This window comes from Trichodesmium erythraeum IMS101, assembly GCF_000014265.1.
Lineage (GTDB): Bacteria > Cyanobacteriota > Cyanobacteriia > Cyanobacteriales > Microcoleaceae > Trichodesmium > Trichodesmium erythraeum.
The window spans coordinates 3,850,209-3,873,730 of the sequence record NC_008312.1 but is presented as its reverse complement, the minus strand read 5'-3'; the positions used below and the strand labels follow the sequence as shown (position 1 = coordinate 3,873,730).

Genomic DNA, 23,522 nt, shown 5'->3' with positions numbered 1-23,522 from the left:
CATTGTTAATAATCAAGTAGCATCAAAAGGAAGAGCTTGATATACTTTAAAACAACTGGCGAAATAATAACTGGCCAAATGAAATTAAAGTTGTTTAAATATAAAAACACAAGCAAGTAGTACCATGAATCTGCTTATAAACGTTCATGTAGTTGATGACACTAATGTAGGAGATTTATTCTCTTCTCCATTGAAATATTTCGAGTTTCCTCAATCTACCACAATCACTATTGATATTCGTTATCTTGATCAAGAATTAGCAAAAATTGCACAACAGCTTCAGAATGGTAGTCTAGGAGACTACAATTGTCTTTGCTTTATTGTAGGTGGAGGTGGAGTCCTGTTCCCCCGTTTTGTCAACAATTTTGTGGCCTTGCAGCAATTTAAAGCCCAGTATCAAAATCAGATCCCTATTAAGATCATAACCTGGGGTATTGGCCAACAAATTTATCGCACAGGCCTTGATCGTCAGCATTACTATCAAGACTTTGACTACTCAGAATATTTGCAAGGGTTTGACCTGTGTGGAATACGTGATTTCGAGCATCCAAACCCTAATTATCATTGGGTTCCCTGTGCTAGTTGTATGAGTGATCAGTTTGATAAACCTCGTTCGGTGCAGCATGAATTTGTGATCTTTTCCCACAAAAAATTTGAGATTAAATTAGATAAGTTCCCTCGTATGACTAATGGCACCCATAAATTTAGTAAAGTTTTAGACTTTTTAGGATCAGGGGAAACTATTTTAACTAGTTCTTACCATGGAGCCTACTGGGGCACCTTATTAGGTCGTAAAGTTCTGGCCTTTCCTTTCAGTAGCAAGTTTTATACTCTGAAGCATCCTGCTGTTAACTTTGTAATAGACAGTTGGCAGACATCCAGACGAGAACTAAAGGTTTTGGGTAAGCAACTCTACGACTTTGGCTATAGCAAGCACTTTAGCTGTAACACAAAAGGATGGCATGATGCATTAGTGGGTTGTCAAGTCTATTCCAACTTGCTCCAAGCCTACCGTGATCGTAGTCAATGGTATTACCACGAAGTTGTAAGTCATTTGAGCTAGGATCGTTACATTGATGCCGATATATGAGTGCCTTCCAAATATTTAACAATGGACAGTAGAGGGTTATCTACCGAGGAAGTATCCTCTAATGTCTAGCTTGAAATATATTACTCCTTTCCCGCTAGAAGATTACCTATTATGTAGTATAAATATTACAGAAGCTAATTAGAGCAGCAAAAGGATAAAACCTTTATCCAATAGAATGGTTCAATGATCGCGATCGCGATCTTAGATACTGAATTACGGCAAAAACTATAATACAAACCTCAAAAAGAATATTTATTAGAACAATTATTAGTAGTTATTTGTACTTTAATCTAGCTACGCTAAAGTACAAATATGCCGAATTATATTTTTGATTTGTTCAGGTGTCTGAAGTTGATTAAATTGGAATTTTTTTTCTAATATACCCTTGAATTTCTTGAATTTTTACATCCCAGGAAAGGTGATGCAACGGTTTAAGTCTTGAAAGATGAATAATATATTCAACTAAATTAAGTTTAGGAGAATATATTGGAGTATGAATAAAATCTACAACAATTTGATCTGAATATTTGAGCATTAGTGAGATGAAATTTTAATTGAGATTTCATTTTCTTTTTATCTGTCGAGTCCTGATCTAAAATAATAGTCAACTTATCAAATCCTTCTGTTAAAAAATCTTAAGCTCATTGTAAAAAGTAATCCGAAACTTCCTCTATTTTAGATTTTTATTTTAATTTTAAATACTCTTGAGCTGTAAAGGCATTAACTGAAATCATTCCATTCAATTTATTTCTACCTCTCTTCTCATTACTGGTTACTTCAGGACCTGTATTTTTTTTTGCCCATCCGTAAAAAATGCTTGGGCGCTCATAAACAGCAAATTCATCAAAAAATACTATTTTTTCCTTCTCTTTTTTAGATGCCAATTTTTTTAGACTTAAAATAAATTTAGCATAATTCCTATGGGCTTTTTGAGCTGATAAATTTAATTAATTTAAAATTTCATATATTCTTGTTGTTTTCAGTTTTACTACCCATCTTAATTCAATAACATTACTAATAATTTTACCAGCTCCATTTGTTTATATCTACCCCATAATCTCTGGGTAATTCTTTCAGTATCATTGTTTTTAATTCCTGTTTCTGCTCTATATTTAATCTTGATGATATTTGGTGAATGATTGTTTCTACTAAATTCTTTAATCCTCCTTCTAAAAATTTATCTATCCAAGTAGATAAAGTTTGATAATAACAATCTAAAGTTCTTAATTGGCAATACCCAGGTTAGTTCGGTTTTTGCACCTATTCTATTTTTTTAGTAAGTTTTTTAGTAATATCTCTTAAGTTGCTTAAAAGTGGGTTGAAGAAAAAATCATACAAACGCCCGAGTTACTCCACTCTAATTTTATGATATCAAAATTTTTGTGTGAATGCAAGGGAAAATGCCGCGGTTTTTTTTGAGCTTCAGAAAATGAAGGTGAGTGCTCAGGAATTCTCTGACTCATAACGGGACTTTAGCAAATTTCAAGCCCAAACAAACCCTAAACTCTCTTTATGAGCGGTAAATACGTCGATGTTTTCATCTAACCACTCAACAAAACGATAAGATATTGCGGTACGAAATGCTTCTAAAGTATCAGTAAACGTATTTAATGGTTTGTTAGCCCAACGCCTTCTTATACCTCCTGTTAACTGATGCCAGATAATAAATGTATAAGCACAAAATACTAAAATAAAATGCCTTTTAAGGCTGATTTTATCTCTGACTTGATATTCTCTTAATCCTAACCATCCTTTGGCTTCCCTGTAGAAAACTTCCACCCAATTTCTTTGAGAATAAGTAGAATATATCCACTCAGGAGTTACATATTTGTCTTCTCTATTAGTGATATAATAGTTAATATCAGTGGCCTCAGAAAAACTTTTAGCATTCATAACGATAGCTATAGTTTTTTGACCTGACATCCTAGATATTTCTACTTCTAATGTAGCTACCCAAACTTCTCTAGCATTTTTTGTACTTAGTTGAACTAAGTTGAAAGCTTTCTGAGGTATACTTTCTGCCAGCTTGTCTAATCTAATTTCCTCTTTAATGTCATCTTGTTTTTTAATGATGACTTTTCGATTTTTAGCTAATCCTCCTATATAAGTTAAACTTCTTTTCTCTAGTTGATTTAAGAATGATGTATTGTTACCATAGCCAAATTTCAATTAACACAATTTCTGGTTGGTGTCCTCTGGACAAACATTGATCTACTAGAGACATTGCACTCGTCTGGTTTCTTGACAAATTCTGGGTCTTTTTTTCCTTTTGGAAAAGAATCAGCTTTCTGATACAAAGCTATGTCTAAAGGTAGACTTTTAACTCCATCATAAAGATGAGTTGTCACCACGACTACACCATTATCTGTTTTTCCTATTTCTCCTATATATTGCCGCCCTACTCCTGCAGTAAAATTACCACTTTTTCTGTGGCCTGAATCGTCTATAATTAAAGCAATAGGATCGAGAAGGTTTTGTTTGGCGACGTTCCCACATTACTTGAAGACGACGCTCATTCACAGCATCTACAGACCAATTTGCTCGAACTAGAAAATGCCGTAATTTGTGGTACGTGTGACCTACAGTGTTGTTGGCAATTTGAGACAAGTTTTTTCGATCGCTTTCTCAAGAGTAATCCTCCTATATATTCCCTAAACCCTGTTTTTTGGGCTTTTGTTTTAAAGACATTGTTAAAGCGATCGCACCATCGATGGAAACAAGAGGGCATGGCCACTGAAGTTGTTTCTTTCATCAAACTTTTCCCAGGCCAGTAATTAACGTAAAATACATATCAGGTATACATTATACCCTTTTTTTTACTATTTTTTCACTAAAGTCCCGATAATTGAATCATGATTTATCACTTATTACCTATATAGCCATTCAGAAGTTCTTAATTGGCAATACCCAGGTTAGTTCGGTTTTTGCACCTATTCTATTTTTTTAGTAAGTTTTTTAGTAATATCTCTTAAGTTGCTTAAAAGTGGGTTGAAGAAAAAATCATGCAAATGCCCGAGTTACTCCACTCTAATTTTATGATATCAAAATTTTTGTGTGAATGCAAGGGAAAATGCCGCGGTTTTTTTTAAGCTTCAGAAAATGAAGGTGAGTGCTCAGGAATTCTCTGACTCATAATTGAATCATGATTTATCACTTATTACCTATATAGCCATTCAGAAGTTCTTAATTGGCAATACCCAGGTTAGTTCGGTTTTTGCACCTATTCTATTTTTTTAGTAAGTTTTTTAGTAATATCTCTTAAGTTGCTTAAAAGTGGGTTGAAGAAAAAATCATGCAAATGCCCGAGTTACTCCACTCTAATTTTATGATATCAAAATTTTTGTGTGAATGCAAGGGAAAATGCCGCGGTTTTTTTTTGAGCTTCAGAAAATGAAGTTGAGTGCTTAGGAATTCTCTGACTCATAATTGAATCATGATTTATCACTTATTACCTATATATCCACAGAAGTTCTTAATTGGCAATACCCAGGTTAGTTCGGCTTTTGCACCTATTCTATTTTTTTAGTAAGTTTTTTAGTAAGTTTTTTAGTAATATCTCTTAAGTTGCTTAAAAGTGGGTTGAAGAAAAAATCATGCAAATGCCCGAATTACTCCACTGTAATTTTATGATATCAAAATTTTTGTGTGAATGCAAGGCAAAATACCGCAGTTTTTTTTGAGCTTCAGAAAATGAAGTTGAGTGCTCAGGAATTCTCTGACTCATAGTGGTCTAGAGCCAGTATCCCTAACTAAAACTCTGGAGTTTTCAATTTTGAAACTCACATTCTGCAACTCAATTTGTAACATAAAAATCAGTATAAAATCTGTAACTTGGTTAAATATTTATACTATAAAAATTATTTTCATTTACCTTGATCAGGAGTAAAGTTTTTAGGAATATATTAAGTACAAATACTTAGTGAATCCTTAAATCCTATTGACCACTATAATTTTTTTCAAATTGAGGTAACTTACCCCATGGGGGTGTGGAGAAGATCAAGAGGGTGCCTTGAATGCATGACTTTTGAATTATATTTTCATGCTACATTTATAGTGTAAAATATAGGTTTAAATAGTAATAAGTTTGGCTCGGAAATTATCAACCTTATATCTCAGTTAAATACAGACTCCACAACCTAAATTTGAGAAGCACTATAAAAACTATACTCAGATATTTTTCTTCCTTTAACTATTGGGAAAATGAGAAGCAATTTTTAAACCTTGTGGGTTATAAAGTTCTAAAGGAATCTTAGAATTATTACTAATAGCCTTTAAAGCAACCTCTAAAGTTTTCAAATGTTTTTCGAGTTCAGTACGACTCTTTTTGTCTTTACTATTTTTCACTGCTTTAGCTGTTTTTTTGATTTTATCTACATAATCAAAAGTCAAACGTACAGTAATTAAATCCTTAGTAACACTATATTGACAAATTTTTTGTTTTCCCTTGCAAGTCTTATTTAAGTCCTGATTAGCTTTTGCTAAAGTATCTAATAACCTTTGGTTTGATTGTGCTACTTTTAGCAAAGTATCATAAGATTTAATCAGAGGTTTTGCTGAAATAAAATAACTTGAATTAGTTGGTATGTCTTCAGCATAATTTAGAGCTTTTTGCCAATATTTTGCAGCATCTCTCCAATTATCTTTTGCCTCAAACACTTCAGCTTGTTTAGAGTAACTAATAGCTTGATTATAAGCCTCTTGACCAATTTCTTCTACGATTCTACGTTCCTCTGCTTGCTGAAGTTTTTGTTTATACTGAGAAAGTAAATTTTTGGCTTTTAAATAAGCAGTTGTTTGTTGAGGAATCTTAGATACTTTATCTAAGGCATCTTTCCAGTTTGAATGTACACTTTTCCAGCTTTCAGGAAATTGAGCTATTACCTCTCTGGTCTCTGCTAACTGAGCTAATTTTTTCGCCGCTATTAACTTTTGATTAGCTTCTTCTTCACTAGTTAATCTTCCTTTAATAGCAACTAAATACTTGCGATATTGCTGTAGTTTATTTTTAGCAAAAGGATAAGCTCTACTATCTTCTGGTACTTTTTCTAATAGAGCGATCGCTTCTTGCCAAAGTGATTGAATTTCTATCCATTCTTCTATTGGTAGTGGTAAACCTTTGCTTTTTTGAGCTGCTTGTGCACCATTACGCAAAGCTTGTCTAATTGTTTCCAAATGCTCATTTTCTGTTTTGTAAGTAGACTTTAAATTTTGTGATTCTAAGTAATGTATTGACCAAAATGGAATCTTTTCTAAATTTTTAATTGCTGTTTCTAAATTTTCTTGTGCCCACTTTGGAGCCAAAGAATTTTTGACATTTTTAATTGTTTCTAGTGATTGTTGATTTAATTCTTTTGCCGTTGATATTATCATACATTTTCCAATCACACAGGGTTGAGTTATTGCAAAAAAACAGCCTATTAAAATTGCTAAACTTAAACTAGCGCTAATCAATTCTACTTGAGAAAAGGCAGCTAAATTAATAGTTGATTCTTTGATTATAGGCGATGTTTTTTCTACATAATTCCTAGTTTTTCTATTAATTTTTTTTGGGGATAAATCTAATCCTTCCATATCAAAAGGATTATCTAAATCATCCAGTATTTTTGAAGTGATTTTAATTTCTGAATTTTGACTTTTATCCTGAGAGATATGCTGATTGATTAGATGAGGATTTGTATCAGACATACCCTCAGATTCTAGTCTCATAGATATTGCTTCTAAATCTTTTAAACTAAATGGATTATCTAAGGAATCTAGTAATTCTGGTGTAATTTTTATTTCAGAATCTATATTTCTATCTACCCATTTGGGCAGAAAAGTGAACATAGATTCTTCTGAGGTATCCTTGGTAAAAAATGAATGATAAGCATAAGGATATGTATGACCTATTATATTCAAGCAAATACCTACTTTTTCTATATATTCTAACTCCTGTTTTTGAACTAGAGTTTTTAACTCTGCAATTGTTTTTTGCTTATCTATCACTACATTTGCTGGATGTTGAAAAATAACCAATAATGTTCCTACCTTTAAGTCGCATTTAATTTCACAAACATCATTAGATTTTTTTAAATCTTGCCAGTTTCGTTGTAAATTATGTTCTAATATTTCTGTATTAATGTTTCTGACTTCTGTTTTCATTTTTATATTGATACTTGATTAGTTTATTTATATTTTTTGGTAATTATGTAATTAAATTTCAAATTATCTGATGTACAAATTTAACCTTAAAACATATTTATCCCAGGTATATTGCCAGCTATTAGCATACCTAACTTAGGTCAAATTAACTCTAATTGTAATTAGAATTTATATTTATAGAAAATAATAAATTGTAAAATTACCACCAAGGATTTTAAGTAAATAACAGCTTAAAAATTAAGGTATAAACATGCCTGACTACCTACTCTATAATTCTCATTTAGACCTAAGTCTGTTCCAGACAAAGTCCTTACCTACCCTTAACTCCTAGCCTCACTCATAAAACTTTTTTAGCAGACCTTAATTAATAGCTGATAGCTGACTGTTGAATACTTGCAGTTAACCTAAACCTAACTCCCGTTTCAATAGATTAATTGAATTTATAACAATATAATTTTCAATACATATAATTTCTGGTGGGCGAATAATATCTTCCCTATTTTTTTGTAAGACATCTTTAAGTATATCAAAGCTAAATCTATCACAGACAATTATTCTAGCTACCCGCACTATAGCATTTATTTTATCGATTTCTGTATGTATAGCCGGCATAAAAACTATATCATTTCCGCGCCAACCATGAATAATTAATTCTGCAGCTCTTAAAACACCTGAACTGAGACTAACAAAACCACAGTAACTTCCTTTGGGTAATGTATTTAGCAATTGAAGTTCTTGAGCATAATCATATGTATCAATTGGTATAACCCTGACAGGTTTCAGAACAGCTATTTCTTCAGCTTCCTTAATAAAATAACGACTTGTGATAATTGTGCCAGCAGATATTTGGTTTATAACCTCATTTAGTTCTTCGATGGGAACCAACTCTACAGCAATATTCAGAGCTTGTTCTAACTCTTTGGTCATCAACTTTCCAATGCCAATGTCATGAAACGGAGCTGTGACTAATACTCTAGCACTACAACGATATCGCCAGTCAATCTCACTCAGGAGCATTTCCCTAGCTTCATTTAAACTAGAACCTTGGGATAATAATTCATCTAAGCTACTCTTGACTATGTTACTGGCATTTGGATATTTATCGAAGGTGAGAGACTTTAAGTTTGACCCTCCCTCATTTCCTTGACTTCTCACATAAATACCAGAACCTGCTTGAGCTTCTACTAGACCGGTATCTTCTAGTTGACGGTATACTTTACTTATAGTGTTGCGATGTAACCCAGTTTGCATCGCAAGTTGACGGGTACTAGGTAATCGATGGCCAGGAGGAAATTTACGGGAAGCAATTGCTAACCTAATTTGACTATATAATTGCTTTGATGCGGGAATATCATTATCTGCTTGAATTTGAAAATCAATCATTACCTAAGCTCCAGTGGATAGCAATAATAGCGCTACGCTTAAGTCAAAACTCAAAATTTAAAAGCTAATAATTTATCTTGGCTTGTTAAGTGTAATGCTACATATATGATTATGATATAAATTTAATATGAGTTTTTGCTTGACAAAAATTACAGCATGGCATAGGAATTTTACGGGGAAGGCGTTAATAATCAAACTCTTGTATGGCGATCATCTGAGTCGGTAAATATGTAGCAGCTATCAAGGGGCAGGAGGCAGATAAGCTGTTGGTTCTATAATCTGGTATTATTTTTGTTTAGCTGTAATTATCTTTATTCATGCTAATTGGATTCAAAATTGAACAGCACCCAAATAACCAGTGAAAAACATTGCTGGCCAAACACAAAATTTTGTAGCTGGTCATACAAATAAGTTGAGATTTGTGCTTAAGGAAAAACATTCTTTTTTCATCTCTAAAAATCTCAGCGAGTATTAAGATGTAATTTCTCACTGCCATTGAGCTACATAAGCTTTTGGTTGAGATTCAACCGCAAAACTGCTGGCCTGCTTGAGATATGATGATCTGTTTAGTAGTATGGGTTATTCAATTGTGAACATTTTGGTTTGACTTGTGAAGGGAGACTTAAATGCTAGTTGAAATCTAACAATGGAGTTGAGTTCTCAAGTCTGCGCCAGGGAAGTTGGATCACACTGATGTGGCCAGGTAGAACTACTGAATAGAATTGATATAATGAAGGCTATTCAAAGATTTATGTAGATAGTTGTAAGTTGATCAAAATGAAAATGCTTTAACTATAAGATTACTAAAAACTTTAAAGCTTCTGAGTTTAACGAGTATATGACACAATTAGAAATCCATAAAACTCATATTCAAGTCCCTAATGGAGACCTTCAAATAGATTCCTATTTAGTACAACCATTAGGAACTGGTCCATTTCCAGGGGTGGTGGTTGTTCAAGAAATATTTGGGGTTAATAACCATATTCGGGAAGTAACAGAAAAAATTGCTAAAGAAGGTTATGTGGCGATCGCTCCCTCAATTTACCAACGTCAAGCTCCTGGTTTTGAAGTGGGCTACACTGAGGAGGATGTAATATTAGGTCGCAAGTACAAAGAACAAACTCGAGCTTCAGAACTACTCAGCGATATTCAAGCTACTATTAATTATCTCAAAAATTTACCTACTGTTAAACCAGATAAGTTCGGTTGTATGGGTTTCTGTTTTGGAGGCCATGTAACTTATCTAGCAGCTACTTTGCGAGAAATTCAAGCAACTGCTTCTTTCTATGGGGCTGGTATTGCTGTTGGTACTCCTGGTGGTGGTGAGCCTACTATTACTCTCACTCCTAAAATTAGTGGTACGATATATTGCTTTTTTGGCACAGAAGATCCTTTAATTCCCATAGAAGAGGTAGAAAAAATAGAAGCAGAATTACAGAAACATAAAATTAAACATCAAGTATTTCGTTATCAAGCAGACCACGGTTTCTTCTGTGACCACCGTAGTAGTTATAATGCTCAAGCTGCTGCTGATGCTTGGGAATTGACCAAACAACTTTTTCTTCAAAATTTATAAGGAAAAAAAGTTATATCTAGCACTGACTATTAGACATCTCCAAAAATTCCTCAAGTCTTTCTCTAAGAAAGACTAGATATTCAAGATAATTGTCAAGGAATTTTGTTATTTCTACACTATTATTAGTCTTTTAGGTATTTCTTGTTAATGGGTTAATGTTTGATTACTTACTTATTTCTTTTTTGTCTTTAAGTAGTAAGTGGCCTTGCAAAATTAATTACACGTTTATACAAGCTGAATGATTGGCCTTATAAAAAGAATAGATAATTAAAATAGGTAAATAATTTTGCTGAGGTACTTACATTTTTGTACTAAAATTAATGTTTATCTTATTAGAATTACTGTTTGATAATAATATGTGGTTGAGCAGGACTTTGGGAAAAAAAATGGTAAAAAAAGGGGTAAAATATATAGATGTCAAGTATTTGAAGTTAATTACTAGAACTGGGAAAGTATCATGAAAGAAACAACTCCAGTGGCTATATGCTATGCCATCTTGCTTCTATAAATAGTGCGATCGCTCACTTTTTTGTTTTGGATTATATCAGATAATTTGATTATAGAGCAATCATGATTAACATCTTCTTTAGCTGTTAAGGGCAAATAAACAACGCAATGAAAAATTTGATTATATAACTGTAGTATTATAATAATAATACTCTCATGATAAAAGCCATTATTTTTGTTAGGACATTCTCGCACCTCTCAAATAGTCATAGCAAGAATTTAACTCCAAACTTCTGAATTATGCTATGAATTGGTGATTTTTTATAACTATGCCCTCAAGATTAGTTATATTTGAGTAACTTAGTGTTTTTTTTACTCCATATGAATTCGGAATCAATTAGCTCTCAAGGAAGTAAACAATCCTTTACAATGGATGATTTTGCCAAAGCTCTCGAACAACCTCAGTATAATTATGAATTTAAAAAAGGACAAATAGTAACTGGAAAAGTTAATAGTTATGAGTCTGAAGGTATCTACGTTGATGTAGGGGGAAAGTCTTTAGCTCTCTTACCTTTTCCAGAAGCTTCTTTGGGGGATATAGAAGATTTATCTGAAGCACTACCACTCCAGCAAGAAAGAGAATTTCTAATTATTCGTGAGCAAGATGCAGACGGTGAAGTGCTTCTTTCTATTAAGCAGCTAGAAATTAATCAAATATGGGAGAGATTGGCTGAATTAGAAGCAGGTGGTCAGTCTTTTCAAGTTCGGGTGATTGGTACTAATAAGGGTGGGGTAACAGTGGATATACAATCTTTGCGGGGTTTTGTTCCACGCTCCCATCTTCTGGCAAGGGATAATTTGGAGTCATTGATAGACCAGGTATTAACTGTCAATTTTTTGGAATTAGACCAAGAAAAAAAGAAGATTGTGATGTCTCAACGTTTGGCCACTCAATCTGCTGGTTTTAGTAAGTTAGCTGTTGGTCAATTACTTGAAGGAAAAGTTGTTGGAGTAAAGCCTTTTGGTGTTTTTGTAGATTTAGAGGGTTTAACTGGTTTGCTACATATTACTCAAGTTAGTCAAAAACGGGTTGATTCTTTATCTACAATTTTTTCCCAGGGTAATTTGGTTAAGGCGATGATTGTTGATTTAGATGAAGGTAGAAAGCGAATTTCTCTCTCTACTAAGGTGTTAGAAAATTATCCAGGGGAAATGTTGGAAAAAATTGATGAAGTGATGGAGTCGGCAGATGCTCGTGCAGAAAGGGCAAGAAAAGCTTTACCTCAACTACAATAATTTTGGTTTTTAGGTTGATTTTTTTCTATTAACTTACTTTTGAAGGCTGAATAGGTTTGAGCGCTTATTCAGCAATTTTTATAGGTCAAAAAAAAACTGATACAAATTTACTATGTACTAAATATGGTTTATGGTTGAGAATGTTAACTATAAAATAATTATCAACACAAGAGAATAAATGATGAAAAATTCGTTTTTAATGTTCTTGAAAATAATGGGTTTTTACTTGAAATATTTAACTAATAAAAAAATGATATATGAAATAAAAAAATAATTATCTAAACCAATTATTAGCATAGGTAAAGGCAAAGAAATGATGTCTTTATAGAACCTCCCTAACCCTACTGAATAGTAAAGTATGATTTTTGTCAAGAGTTAGTTTTATACTAAAGTTCTTCCTGTCTATAAAGTGGATGGGTAGATAATAATTGTAGAATATGAAAAAATTAAATGTTTTAGGAATTGATGGCGGCGGAACGAAAACAGAAGCGGTTTTAATGGATGAAAATTGTCAAGTTCTTGGTAGTGGCAAAAGCGGTCCGTCAAATTATCACAGTGTAGGAATTGAAGTAGCAAAAAATTCGATTCAAACTGCTATTACTCAAGCAGTTGCTAATAGTAATAGTTATCAACCAATCTCTGGAATTTGCCTGGGTTTAGCAGGAGTGGGAAGACCTGAAGATTTTTTAGTGGTAGAAAGTCTTCTCAAAGAAATTATGATGGATATTCCGATCAAATGGGATTTACAGCCAAATACTGTAGTTATTTGTAGCGACAGCAATATCGCTTTGGTGGGAGGTCTTGGATGTTCTGTAGGTATTGTGGCGATCGCTGGTACGGGTTCCCTAGTATTTGGCCAGAATAGTCATGGCTTAACTAAGCGGGTTGGTGGTTGGGGTTATCTTTTGGGAGATGAAGGTAGTGGTTATAATATAGCTATTAGAGGTTTACAGGCGGCTTTGAAAAGTTATGATGGACGTGAGTCTCCGACTATTTTGGTTACAGATTTTACTAGATACTTAGGCCTGAAAAATATTGAGGGTATTATAGAAATAATATATCGCCGTAGATGGGATGTAACACGGATAGCTGCACTTGCTCCCATTGTCTCGGCTGCCGCAGATAAGGAAGATAAGGTAGCTAAAAAAATTATTCAGGGTGCTGTGGAGGAGTTAAGTAAAGCTACAAAAATTGTGATATCTACCTTATTTCAGGTTCACGAAATTTTTGAAGTGGTTACTATTGGAAGTGTCTGGAATAGTATGATTAACTTTCGCGGTCAGTTTGAAGATTCTATAGCAGCGATCGCTCCTACTGCTCAAGTTATTTGGCCTAAACATGAGCCTGTTTATGGGGCAGCTATTTTAGCTTTAAAAGCTATAAAAGCGATAAAAGCTCAAAGTTAACATGTAGCTATTGGGCCTGTAGCAATTCCTAAAACTCTTTTCTTGCTGAGGGTGATGGGAAAATGGGGCTGGGGGAAATAGCGATCGCTGCTCTTTCCTGTGGCAGAAAAAAAACGTATTTTTAAATATATTTACTGTTTAGAAATATCAATTTGATGGAAAATTTATAACTTTTTTATTTAATAAAGTTGGATTTTCAATGTTGATTAAGGATAGCTCCTAAAGGGGGAGGTTAAAAGCAGTTTGTGAACAAAAAATCAGGTCTCAAACTTAAGACTAGAAAAGCAAGAACTGATAATTAATAAATGGTTTGGTCTTAATAATCATACATTCAATTTTTGTGAAAAAAAACGGGCAAAAGGAAATAAAAATTTAGATGCACGAGAGCTTAACTGATAACTAATGACCTTAGGCGTCTGTACTGATAACTGAATATTGGAGGATAGATATTACTTATGGTTAATTCAAAAAACTGGCATTCTGGAACGTCTTTGTTGTTGACTTTAGGCATGACATTAGCTACAGCAACTCCTGGTTTAATGTCAAAACAAGCTATGGCTCAATTTAACGGACCAAGACAATACCCAGGCTACCAACAAAGACAATACCCAGGCTACCAACAAAGACGATATCCAGGCTACCAACACAGACGATATCCAGGTAACCCAAGAGGGCCGTTGTCTGTAGCAAGGATACGAGCAGGAAAGCTTATTCCTATAGAATATAAGGAAGCAGAAAAGGTTGTGATAACTCCAGATGAGTCGATGAGGTTAAGGTTGAGGGTGACTAAAGATATTAGGGATGCTCAAGGAAGAGTGGTTATACCTTTTGGTGGTGAGATAGAAGGTGAACTACGACCTGTTTCAAATGGGACTCAGTTTTTTGCTGAACAATTAATTATTGGCGATCGCCGTAGGTTTCCTATTAATGCTGTTTCTCAAGTAATTACTGAGACTGAAGAAATAACAAAAGGTGCAAGCGCTGGGGATATCTTGAAGGGTGCTGCTGTGGGTGGTGGTGCTGCTGCTTTATTATCTGCGGTTCTTGGAGATCGGGTTCTGGCTACGGAAAGGATATTAATAGGTGCGGGTTTAGGTGCTTTAGGTGGAGTGTTATTGGGTCGGGAAGAAGGGGAGGTAGTTGTTATTTATCCAGAGGATGATTTAGAATTGAGGTTGCGTTCTGATTTTGCGTTGCGCTAGTTTTGGGTTCAGAAGTTAGCTGTGAAATGAATTCTTGTAAGAATTGCTGCCTTGAGCGTATATATTGCTTGGGTTATGGGAGTGGATATCGCGTCTCAAGGTATTGAAGAGGCTGAAGGATATGGTGTTTCTGCTGTAGTTGAAATGAAATCCAGAGCACCTCATCAGCTATGTTAATAATACTAGTGTATTAACAATGTGCTGGTAAGTTATACAGATTTTTGATTTGCTTGAATAGAGCTTTAATAGATATCTCTAAAAATGCTGATTTGGGAATGGCGGGGTAAGGGCTTGAGAATCTTTTCTGAAGATGCATAATTAGGAGATTTATCCTTGAAAGGATCATAGGCCCAATAATTAATTAGACTTTCAAGAGGCTTCTAATGTCTATGGTGTCATCAATAACCTAGGGTATTAATTTCTATAAATGGGCTATTTGAGTATGGCTTTATACAACTATGGAGCAAGAGCATACAAGCCTTGGCCTGTTTTCAGCAGCACCAATTAATTTTTGGGACTTGGTTCTGTGGGCATAACTCTAATTAATTAAGTTTCTAGGAGCTTTTTTGATTTGCGGGTAAGATTTTCATTGGTATCTTAATTATACAACTGCAATACATTAACCCTGCCTATCACCAAATGGGTTAAGGTCTCACCTCAACTGGAAGCATTCGTCACTAAAACTAGCCCCTTTTTTTTGATCTTTTTGTTGGTAGCAAGATAACTAACAGTTTCTTTTCAGTTAGTTTTTTTTTTACATTTCATTTTATAGTGACATACTATTTTAAAAATGAATAATAGTATCATACTTAAGATAAATATAGTATTTTCATAAATATATATAATAATTATTTTTTTTTTGATAAAAACTATTAATCGTATTTATCTAAATATATGAAACAAAAGTTTGAAATTTATAATATAATAAGTTAAGAATTGTTAAAGTATAGTAAAAATAAATAAATAGCGGATATTTGGCTTTTATGATTGTATTTATTTTACTAGCTATATTCACGCTCGTGTATAAAAGATTCTGGGAGGGTAAAGTATTAACAGTAGTCTTAGACCAGAAACACAAAAAGTTTTTAATAAAACTATTAGGCTAAATATATCTTGTTTTCAGGTAACTTATTAAAGGTCTTCTTGCTCCCAATAAAATATAATTTCATCTAATATAAATCTTCCTAGTGTGAGAGGGTATTTTTTTTAGATTATCGTGTTGCTAAATAGGATACTGAGTAATGGAATCAATCTGATTTTAGCTCTGGGTTTAGTGTTACTTTTTTTTGTAAATTTTTCTTAATAAAATTGTTAGTAATTTGATCTATATTTTTCCGTTTACTTTGACATAATATCGTATTAAAATCTGGTAAGACACACAGATAAGGTTGTTGATTTCATCGGGTAGAATTTTTAGGTAAAAACCACAATATATATAATAATCTCGACTTGTTTGAATACATTTTTTATGAGGGTCTATTTGTATTCTTTATTTACAATATTGTTTCAAAACTTTATATATAATGATTGTTACACAAATACCAGGGGTTTGTTCATTGAGACTGATATTAAATTTAATAGCTACTATTTCGAGAATTCATACTTTTCATCTATTGAAAGGGTTAACGTCCTTGCTATTAACCTGTGATTATTTATCAATTTGGAAGAGCTTTAAGCAGTTTACTAATAAAATTTATCAGCTTATTCATTATATTTATAAATTACTTCAGCTCAACTCTGCCTTTTGGAAAAAGCTCAAGTCTAAGGTGGATGATGTTTTATCTAGTGGTCGAAAAAAGTTGATTAAACTAAATGAACAAGCTATAGATTCTTCTATGCAAATTTATTATAATGATAATAATGATAATAATGAGGTAGCAAAGCAGGTAATTGTTAAAAAGCTCAAGAAACACAGACAAAAACAAGCTACACTTTTATATAAGGCATTTCACGATGGGCTGACGGGTTTACCAAACCGTAATTTGTTTTTTAATGAACTAAAACTAGTTTTACATCAGTCTAGAAAAGACCTAAGTTATAAGTATGGGGTTCTGTTTTTAGATCTAGATCGCTTTAAAGTAATTAATGATAGTTTGGGGCATGTTATTGGAGATCAAGTATTAGTCATCATCAGCAGGCGACTACAGAATTATATCAAAGCTTCAGATACTGTGGCGAGGTTAGGAGGGGATGAGTTCACTATCTTACTAAGGTCTCTACCCGATGCTGACTATGCTACTAAAGTAGCTATGAAAATTAATCAAGAACTTGCTCAACCAATTTATGTTGAAGGACATGAAATATTTACTACAGTAAGTATTGGCATTGTTACTAATTGTAAACAGTTTAGTGATCAGCTCGGTGAAAATAGTTTTCCTATTTGTCCTATTTACAACCACCCAGAAGATGTACTGCGAGCTGCAGATATTGCGATGTATCGGGCTAAAGATTTAGGTAAGGCAAGGTATGAGGTGTTTGATTTGACAATGCACAGAGAAGTTGTATCTTTATTAGAATTGGAAAATGATCTACGACGAGCTGTAGAAATGATTAAACAAAATCCAGTAAATTCTCAGTTTTTTTTAAGTTACCAACCAATTATTTGTTTAACTACAAATAAAATTACTGGTTTTGAATGTTTGGTACGCTGGGCTCATCCTACTAAAGGCTTAATTCAACCAGGAAAGTTTATCCCATTGGCAGAAGAAACGGGTTTAATTATTCCTCTAGGAATGTGGATATTGCGAACGGCTTGTCATCAGTTGGCTGTTTGGCAGAAAAGGTTGACAGGGAGACATGTTTGCTCTGGTTTGGCATATTCTGACTGTAATTTTATTGCTCATAATTTTACTATGAGTGTCAATATTTCTAGCAAGAATATCTCACAACCAAATTTTTTGGAACAAGTTAATGAAATTTTGGCGGCAACAAATTGTCAACCTCATTGTTTGAATCTAGAAATTACTGAAAGTTTAATTATGACAAATGTTGATTTAGCTACTGCAGTTTTTGAGAAACTGAAAAATCAAAATATTAGATTATCAATAGATGATTTTGGTACTGGTTATTCGTCGTTAAGTTATTTACATCAGTTTCCTATTAATACTATTAAAATTGACCGTTCTTTTGTGAGTCAATTAGATTCGGATACAAGCGGTCAAACTTTAAAAATTGTGAGTGCTGTTATTGCATTGGCTAATAATTTAGATTTAGAAATAATTGCAGAAGGAATAGAAACTAAGGCTCAAATGAATCAGCTCAAGCAACTTAAGTGTCGCAAAGGACAGGGGTATTTTTTCTCAAAGCCATTGACAACTTCCAGTGTAAATGAACTACTTCAGTTTACCTCACTAACTAGTCCTTTTCTTTAAAGCAGCAGGAATATAAAATGAATTATGTTTATTTGTCAGATTGAGGTTTTTCTGCTGTATGTCTTAGATAAAATTAGAGGGGTAAATAATTTTTTGTTGGTGCTGATTAGAGGTTAGAAGGCTAGGATAATTGGTGGAATAAGTATTAAAGGGGTGGTAGGGTTAATGTTTATCAATAATTCAATGTTAAGGCTTATGTTTAAGGTATTTATTGAGGTTTTTTTTTCTGTCTGATTTATGAATATAAGGGGTGGTTTTGATGGATGATTTAGTTGGAGATTAACTAATATTAATTGAAGATAGAATAGAGTTCCTAGGATCAGTGTTTATAAGTTTATTCCCTTACTCGCGATATTTTAATTCTATAGAATTATGGTGGTTACAGTTGAGGTGTTTTTGAGGGGGTTTTTGTCTGACAGAAGACTAAAATGGTTGATACAATTATCTGTGGTGATGCTGGTTTTAATGAATATTCAATGTTTAAAAAAACTGGTTTACTAACTTTTGTTACTGTACTTCAGGGACAGGGAAGGTTGCTGTGTCTGGAGAGGGGAGAGAGGATTGATTTAATCAAAGAATAATGATATAATTAAGGGTAAAAGTTTACAGGTAATAAATCAAAAATAATAAACCAGGAGTAATACTAATTCTTGTGGGTTAATGCTTTGTTTGGGAAGATTTTAGTTATTAAATATTTTGCATAAATATAATGTTTTTTTTGCTGTGTTTGGCTAGGTTAATGTTAATTCTTATTATGTTTTCGGGATGCTTTTATGCAAAGTTCCTAAGTTTATTGCCCTACTTTTTGCTTTTCCTAGTTAAGAAAATGTAGGAAAGTTTTTGAGGAATAGTATGAGGAATTGGGTGTTAGGAGGGTTTGCATAGGGGCTGAAAATGAAGTGTTTTTTGATGCCGAATTCAGTTGATATGATCTGATTTCTGGTTTCTTTGGATCTTCAGCCCGACGGCTCTCTTGTTTGACTTGGGTATGGCGCCATAGATGCTAGCGCTGGTTATTTTTTAGCGATCGCAATTTCCTTTTTGCCCAATTCTGTAGTTGTTCGTCTGGGTCGTTTTCGGCTCTGTCTTGTAATAGTGGGAGGGTTTGGGGATGGTCTGGGTATTGTTTGACTATTGCTTCTAGTGCTGTTTGTCGAGGGTTGTCTTGAATTTCATGTATACGTTCAAAGGGATCGTTGAGGGCGTTGTCATAAAATATTTCAAAAGTTCCCGGCTCCTGTTTCCAACCAGTTGCTATTTGTTTGACTGCCTCACGTCGCACATCCCAACTTTCATCAGACACAACCTTTTGTTTGAGTAATTCTAAAATTCCGGGCTCGTGTTTCCAACCAGTAGCTATTTGTCGGACGGCTTCAGTTCGCACAGACGAACTTTCATGAGACACAACCCTTTGTTTGAGTAATTCAAAAATTCCGGGCTCGTGTTTCCAACCAGTAGCTATTTGTCGGAGGGCTTCACGTCGCACATACTCACTTTCATCAGACACAACCCATTGTTTGAGTAATTCTAAAATTCCGGGCTCGTGTTTCCAACCAGTAGCTATTTGTCCGAGGGCTTCACGTCGCACATACTCACTTTCATCAGACACAACCCATTGTTTGAGTAATTCTAAAATTCCGGGCTCGTGTTTCCAACCAGTAGCTATTTGTCGGACGGCTTCACGTCGCACATCCTCACTATCATCAGACACAACCCTTTGTTTGAGTAATTCTAAAATTCCGGGCTCGTGTTTCCAACCAGTAGCTATTTGTCGGAGGGCTTCAGCTCGCACAGACTCACTATCATCAGACACAACCCTTTGTTTGAGTAATTCTAAAATTCCGGGCTCGTGTTTCCAACCAGTAGCTATTTGTCGGAGGGCTTCAGCTCGCACAGACTCACTATCATCAGACACAACCCTTTGTTTGAGTAATTCTAAAATTCCGGGCTCGTGTTTCCAACCAGTAGCTATTTGTCGGAGGGCTTCAGCTCGCACAGACTCACTATCATCAGACACAACCCTTTGTTTGAGTAATTCTAAAATTCCGGGCTCGTGTTTCCAACCAGTAGCTATTTGTCCGACGGCTTCAGTTCGCACATACTCACTTTCATCAGACACAACCCTTTGTTTGAGTAAATCTAAAATTCCCGGCTCGTGTTTCCAACCAGTAGCTATTTGTCGGAGGGCTTCACCTCGCACAAGCTCACTTTCATCAGACACAACCCATTGTTTGAGTAGTTCTAAAATTCCGGGCTCGTGTTTCCAACCAGTTACTATTTGTCGGAGGGCTTCAGTTCGCACATGCCAATTTTCATCAGACACAACCCATTGTTTGAGTAATTCTAAAATTCCCGGCTCGTGTTTCCAACCAGTTGCTATTTGTCCGAGGGCTTCACCTCGCACATCCTCACTTTCATCAGACACAACCCATTGTTTGAGTAATTCTAAAATTCCGGGCTCGTGTTTCCAACCAGTAGCTATTTGTCGGACGGCTTCAGTTCGCACATACTCACTTTCATCAGACACAACCCATTGTTTGAGTAATTCTAAAATTCCGGGCTCGTGTTTCCAACCAGTAGCTATTTGTCGGAGGGCTTCACGTCGCACATCCGAGTCTTCATCAGACACAACCCATTGTTTGAGTAATTCTAAAATTCCCGGCTCGTGTTTCCAACCAGTAGCTATTTGTCGGACGGCTTCACGTCGCACATCCGAGTCTTCATCAGACACAACCCTTTGTTTGAGCCAAGCATAAGTTGAAGGGTCGTCCCTCCAGGTTGTAGCCACTATTTCCACAGCTTGAGTACGAATTTCACGAACTAAGTCTAAATTTTTCCTATAAATTTCCCTAGAAATAGAACTAAAGCTTAAGTACAATGGTTGATAAAAATAACCAAGGTCATACCCAGTCAACTCTTTTAACCTATTTAATAACCGATTTTCCACATCATCAATACCCTGACTACTCCTAACTTCAGACAAACACTTGCCCGCCAAAAATAAATTCTGAAACTTTTCCTCTTCCCCATCTTGTTCCATCAAATAACTAATAATATCTCCCACAAACTTAGCATCTATCATCCCAGAAATTAACCGTAATACCTCATGCCATTTTTCATCCCGCCAATGACCACCAAAAACATCATTTATCAACCCATCTTTTCCCAGAGTTTGTGTTACCGTAAACTGCCAAACAAAACTCCAAGCACAGAAATATTCTAAAAAAGTTCGATGCACAAAAGCATAATATCCACCCCCAACAAAACACAAAATAAAATTACGAACCCGCAACTGTTCCATCAACGCCCTAGCCACAACTCTCACATCATTAATATCTACACTTTTTAGATAATCTTTAATAATATTTTCTAAGCTGCTTTCATCAATCAAATTACCAGCCAAACCCTCTTTATTTTGTTGCATAAAATCAGCAACTCGGCGCAAAATTTCTTGCTTATCTTTATAGTCAATAGTTATCGGGTCAATCTTAGCATCAACTAAAGCCCTTTCCATATCCCATTGCTGTAATAAAACCCGAGAAGCTTGATTATAAAGTTCTGCCCTATCTCTCGGTAATTCTTGATGACGATTTAAAATAGCCATCATAGTTAATAACAAAGGATTTCCCGACAACTGCTTAATAGCTGAAGAATCATTAATTGCCCGTTTCAACCTTTCCCTTTTCCGCTCTTTTTCCCCCTCATCTTGATAAGTTAAATCATGCCAAAGTTGAATAAAATTATCAACTTGTTCCGACCCCAAATCTTGCAACATAAAATGATAAAATTCAGCATCCCGGAGTTGTTGTGGCTGATAACCAATTACTCTAGAAGTAACAATAACCCGGACATTTTTATAATCATTTGTAAACCGATGAATATCAGTAATTATTTCTTTTCTTTTAGCAGGTTCAAAAACTTCATCTAATCCATCAAACATCACAATAGCATCACCATTTTGTAATTTTGCATGAAGTTCTTTTTGAGGAAAATGGCAATTTAAACCGCTACCTTTTTCGAGAAAATCTAGAAAATTTTGGCAGTTATTAGTCTCATGATTTCTCACATAAGTCCGTAGTTCAATTAATAGAGGAATTGGTTTTAAAGGCAAATCTTTCAGAGGTAATTCTGCCCATTCCAAAGCGATATATTGTAATAAGGTAGACTTGCCAGAACCAGGGTCTCCCAGAATAACTAAATATTTATAGTTGGTATTTTCTATTAGTTCTAAAACCGAGCGAACCGGCTGTTCTAAATATCTGCGTCGGACAGTTTCCAATTGTTCTGGAGAAAATTCTGCCTCTAACTGCCCCGTCTCTTTTAATTGTTGGAGATATTCTTTAGGAACCTCATATAATTGAGGCCTAAATTCTTGAGATTCTCGAACATTTTGAGGAATAAACATTCCCCATAATTTCAGTTCATTATAACCATAACCACTGGTATCTAAACTTTCTAGTTTGAGATTTCCATATTGTTCTTGGATACCTTCTTGATATTTTCTGAGGTCAAATTCTGGTGTAATTTTATAATTTTGATTTGCTATTTGATCGAGGTTTTTAGAATCTAATATTATCCGTAATTCTGGGAAACTCCGGATAATATCTTTAACACTTCTCTGATGTTGCTTTGCCAAAAAATCCCAGTCAAAGTTATCTGGTAAAGGTGGATTTATTTTGTTCCAGGCAGTAGCCAATTTATTAATATCTAAAATTTTCACATCATTATCGAAGGCACTAATTAAAACCTCTAAAACAGACCCCTCTTGAATAAAAGACTTGAAATATTTATCATATTCCTTTAATTTACTTTCACTCAAATCAGTATTTTTTAACTCTTTATATCCCAAATTCTCAAAATCTTTAATTGCTTGTTTAGTAGCTTTTTTTAAAGGTTCTCCATTTGCTATTCTGGCAACAGCATTAGAGATGTTTTGCTTCAAAAAATCCTTAACATAATCTTCAACAGCACCCTTCCCTAACTTTCCAACAACTTCCTGAGCAATAAATTTAACCGCTTCACTACTTCCCCAAGCAACTAACCATTCAATCATAATTATTTTATCCTTTATATGTTAGTTATGTATTATAATATAAGGGTATTGTATTTAGTCAATATCTAGCGTTCTACCCTAGTCCTGTAAGTGCCAATTTTATCCTCCTGTCTCCTGCTGAGAGCTGAGTGGCATTTTGAGGGCGATCGCGTCAATAGGAAAATATAAAACATTCAAAATTTAAACTCAGATAACTTGAGATTTTAGTATCAGGACTTACGCAAATACACTATATATAGCCTATGATAAATGGGTAAGTCCTGTAATTGTTTCTGAGTATAATAAACCTCTCGATCTATTACTTTTTTTACCATATTATTTACCTCCCAAATATAAGGCGATCGCACACACCATTAGATTTAACTACTAATAGTACCATCCATCCTATTTATAATAAGAATGGTTCGATTTTATAAGATTTATATAATATCACAAAAAGTCTCATAACTAATCCAATAAAAGTGAAGATTTCTTGAACACTCTAGACATATATTGCACCTTTTGTAAATCTACGTATACTTCATATTCACATTAACTATTAATGATTTTAATTGATA

Annotated in this window: 12 protein-coding genes and 1 pseudogene; 8 read left to right on the top strand and 5 right to left on the bottom strand. The window is 34.2% G+C overall.

What is annotated here, in order from left to right:
- The first annotated feature begins 124 nt into the window (after nucleotides 1-124).
- Nucleotides 125-1,063: a hypothetical protein gene (locus TERY_RS11985; protein ID WP_011612077.1), complete on the top strand. Its 939-nt coding sequence runs from the start codon at nucleotides 125-127 to the stop codon at nucleotides 1,061-1,063.
- 710 nt (nucleotides 1,064-1,773) lie between these two features.
- Here the strand turns inward: TERY_RS11985 and TERY_RS11975 are convergent.
- The 4 genes and pseudogenes from TERY_RS11975 to TERY_RS11960 all read right to left on the bottom strand — a co-directional run bounded on the left by TERY_RS11975 (nucleotide 1,774) and on the right by TERY_RS11960 (nucleotide 8,614).
- A complete protein-coding gene (locus tag TERY_RS11975; RefSeq protein ID WP_044136758.1) occupies nucleotides 1,774-1,974 on the bottom strand; it encodes a hypothetical protein in 201 nt (66 codons plus the stop codon).
- A 598-nt stretch (nucleotides 1,975-2,572) separates the two neighbouring features.
- Nucleotides 2,573-3,842: pseudogene (locus TERY_RS11970) on the bottom strand (IS701 family transposase).
- Nucleotides 3,843-5,275: 1,433 nt separating this feature from the next.
- Entirely contained in the window at nucleotides 5,276-7,231 is a 1,956-nt protein-coding gene (locus tag TERY_RS11965; RefSeq protein ID WP_011612076.1) for a hypothetical protein, read from the bottom strand.
- Between the two features lie 399 nt (nucleotides 7,232-7,630).
- Nucleotides 7,631-8,614: a GntR family transcriptional regulator gene (locus TERY_RS11960; protein ID WP_011612075.1), complete on the bottom strand. Its 984-nt coding sequence runs from the start codon at nucleotides 8,612-8,614 to the stop codon at nucleotides 7,631-7,633.
- A gap of 838 nt (nucleotides 8,615-9,452) precedes the next feature.
- On the opposite strand from TERY_RS11960, the gene TERY_RS11955 reads away from it, so the two are divergent.
- The 7 genes from TERY_RS11955 (at nucleotide 9,453) to TERY_RS32950 (ending at nucleotide 18,493) form a co-directional block, all read left to right on the top strand.
- Nucleotides 9,453-10,190 (top strand): dienelactone hydrolase family protein, encoded by a 738-nt coding sequence (locus tag TERY_RS11955; RefSeq protein ID WP_011612074.1) that lies wholly within the window; start codon nucleotides 9,453-9,455, stop codon nucleotides 10,188-10,190.
- A gap of 828 nt (nucleotides 10,191-11,018) precedes the next feature.
- Nucleotides 11,019-11,933, top strand: a complete 915-nt coding sequence (locus tag TERY_RS11950; RefSeq protein WP_011612073.1) for a S1 RNA-binding domain-containing protein — start codon at nucleotides 11,019-11,021, stop codon at nucleotides 11,931-11,933.
- Between the two features lie 437 nt (nucleotides 11,934-12,370).
- Complete coding sequence (locus TERY_RS11945; protein WP_011612072.1) at nucleotides 12,371-13,339, top strand: BadF/BadG/BcrA/BcrD ATPase family protein; 969 nt, start codon at nucleotides 12,371-12,373, stop codon at nucleotides 13,337-13,339.
- Between the two features lie 455 nt (nucleotides 13,340-13,794).
- A complete protein-coding gene (locus tag TERY_RS11940; protein ID WP_011612071.1) occupies nucleotides 13,795-14,541 on the top strand; it encodes a hypothetical protein in 747 nt (248 codons plus the stop codon).
- A gap of 51 nt (nucleotides 14,542-14,592) precedes the next feature.
- Nucleotides 14,593-14,718 (top strand): hypothetical protein, encoded by a 126-nt coding sequence (locus TERY_RS36875; protein ID WP_370497134.1) that lies wholly within the window; start codon nucleotides 14,593-14,595, stop codon nucleotides 14,716-14,718.
- Between the two features lie 1,589 nt (nucleotides 14,719-16,307).
- Nucleotides 16,308-17,912 (top strand): putative bifunctional diguanylate cyclase/phosphodiesterase, encoded by a 1,605-nt coding sequence (locus TERY_RS11935; protein ID WP_196797279.1) that lies wholly within the window; start codon nucleotides 16,308-16,310, stop codon nucleotides 17,910-17,912.
- 428 nt (nucleotides 17,913-18,340) lie between these two features.
- A complete protein-coding gene (locus TERY_RS32950) occupies nucleotides 18,341-18,493 on the top strand; it encodes a hypothetical protein (RefSeq protein ID WP_155994406.1) in 153 nt (50 codons plus the stop codon).
- Between the two features lie 422 nt (nucleotides 18,494-18,915).
- Here the strand turns inward: TERY_RS32950 and TERY_RS11930 are convergent, their stop codons facing one another.
- Entirely contained in the window at nucleotides 18,916-22,965 is a 4,050-nt protein-coding gene (locus TERY_RS11930) for a HEAT repeat domain-containing protein (protein WP_011612069.1), read from the bottom strand.
- Nucleotides 22,966-23,522 lie beyond the last annotated feature (557 nt).

What these genes read in the sequence shown, in the direction of transcription:
- TERY_RS11985 (WP_011612077.1), top strand. Translation starts at nt 125, where the DNA reads ATGAATCTGCTTATAAACGTTCATGTAGTTGATGACACTAATGTAGGA.
- TERY_RS11960 (WP_011612075.1), bottom strand. Translation starts at nt 8,614, where the DNA reads ATGATTGATTTTCAAATTCAAGCAGATAATGATATTCCCGCATCAAAG.
- TERY_RS32950 (WP_155994406.1), top strand. Translation starts at nt 18,341, where the DNA reads ATGGTTGATACAATTATCTGTGGTGATGCTGGTTTTAATGAATATTCA.
- TERY_RS11940 (WP_011612071.1), top strand. Translation starts at nt 13,795, where the DNA reads ATGGTTAATTCAAAAAACTGGCATTCTGGAACGTCTTTGTTGTTGACT.
- TERY_RS11955 (WP_011612074.1), top strand. Translation starts at nt 9,453, where the DNA reads ATGACACAATTAGAAATCCATAAAACTCATATTCAAGTCCCTAATGGA.
- TERY_RS11945 (WP_011612072.1), top strand. Translation starts at nt 12,371, where the DNA reads ATGAAAAAATTAAATGTTTTAGGAATTGATGGCGGCGGAACGAAAACA.
- TERY_RS11965 (WP_011612076.1), bottom strand. Translation starts at nt 7,231, where the DNA reads ATGAAAACAGAAGTCAGAAACATTAATACAGAAATATTAGAACATAAT.
- TERY_RS11930 (WP_011612069.1), bottom strand. Translation starts at nt 22,965, where the DNA reads ATGATTGAATGGTTAGTTGCTTGGGGAAGTAGTGAAGCGGTTAAATTT.
- TERY_RS11950 (WP_011612073.1), top strand. Translation starts at nt 11,019, where the DNA reads ATGAATTCGGAATCAATTAGCTCTCAAGGAAGTAAACAATCCTTTACA.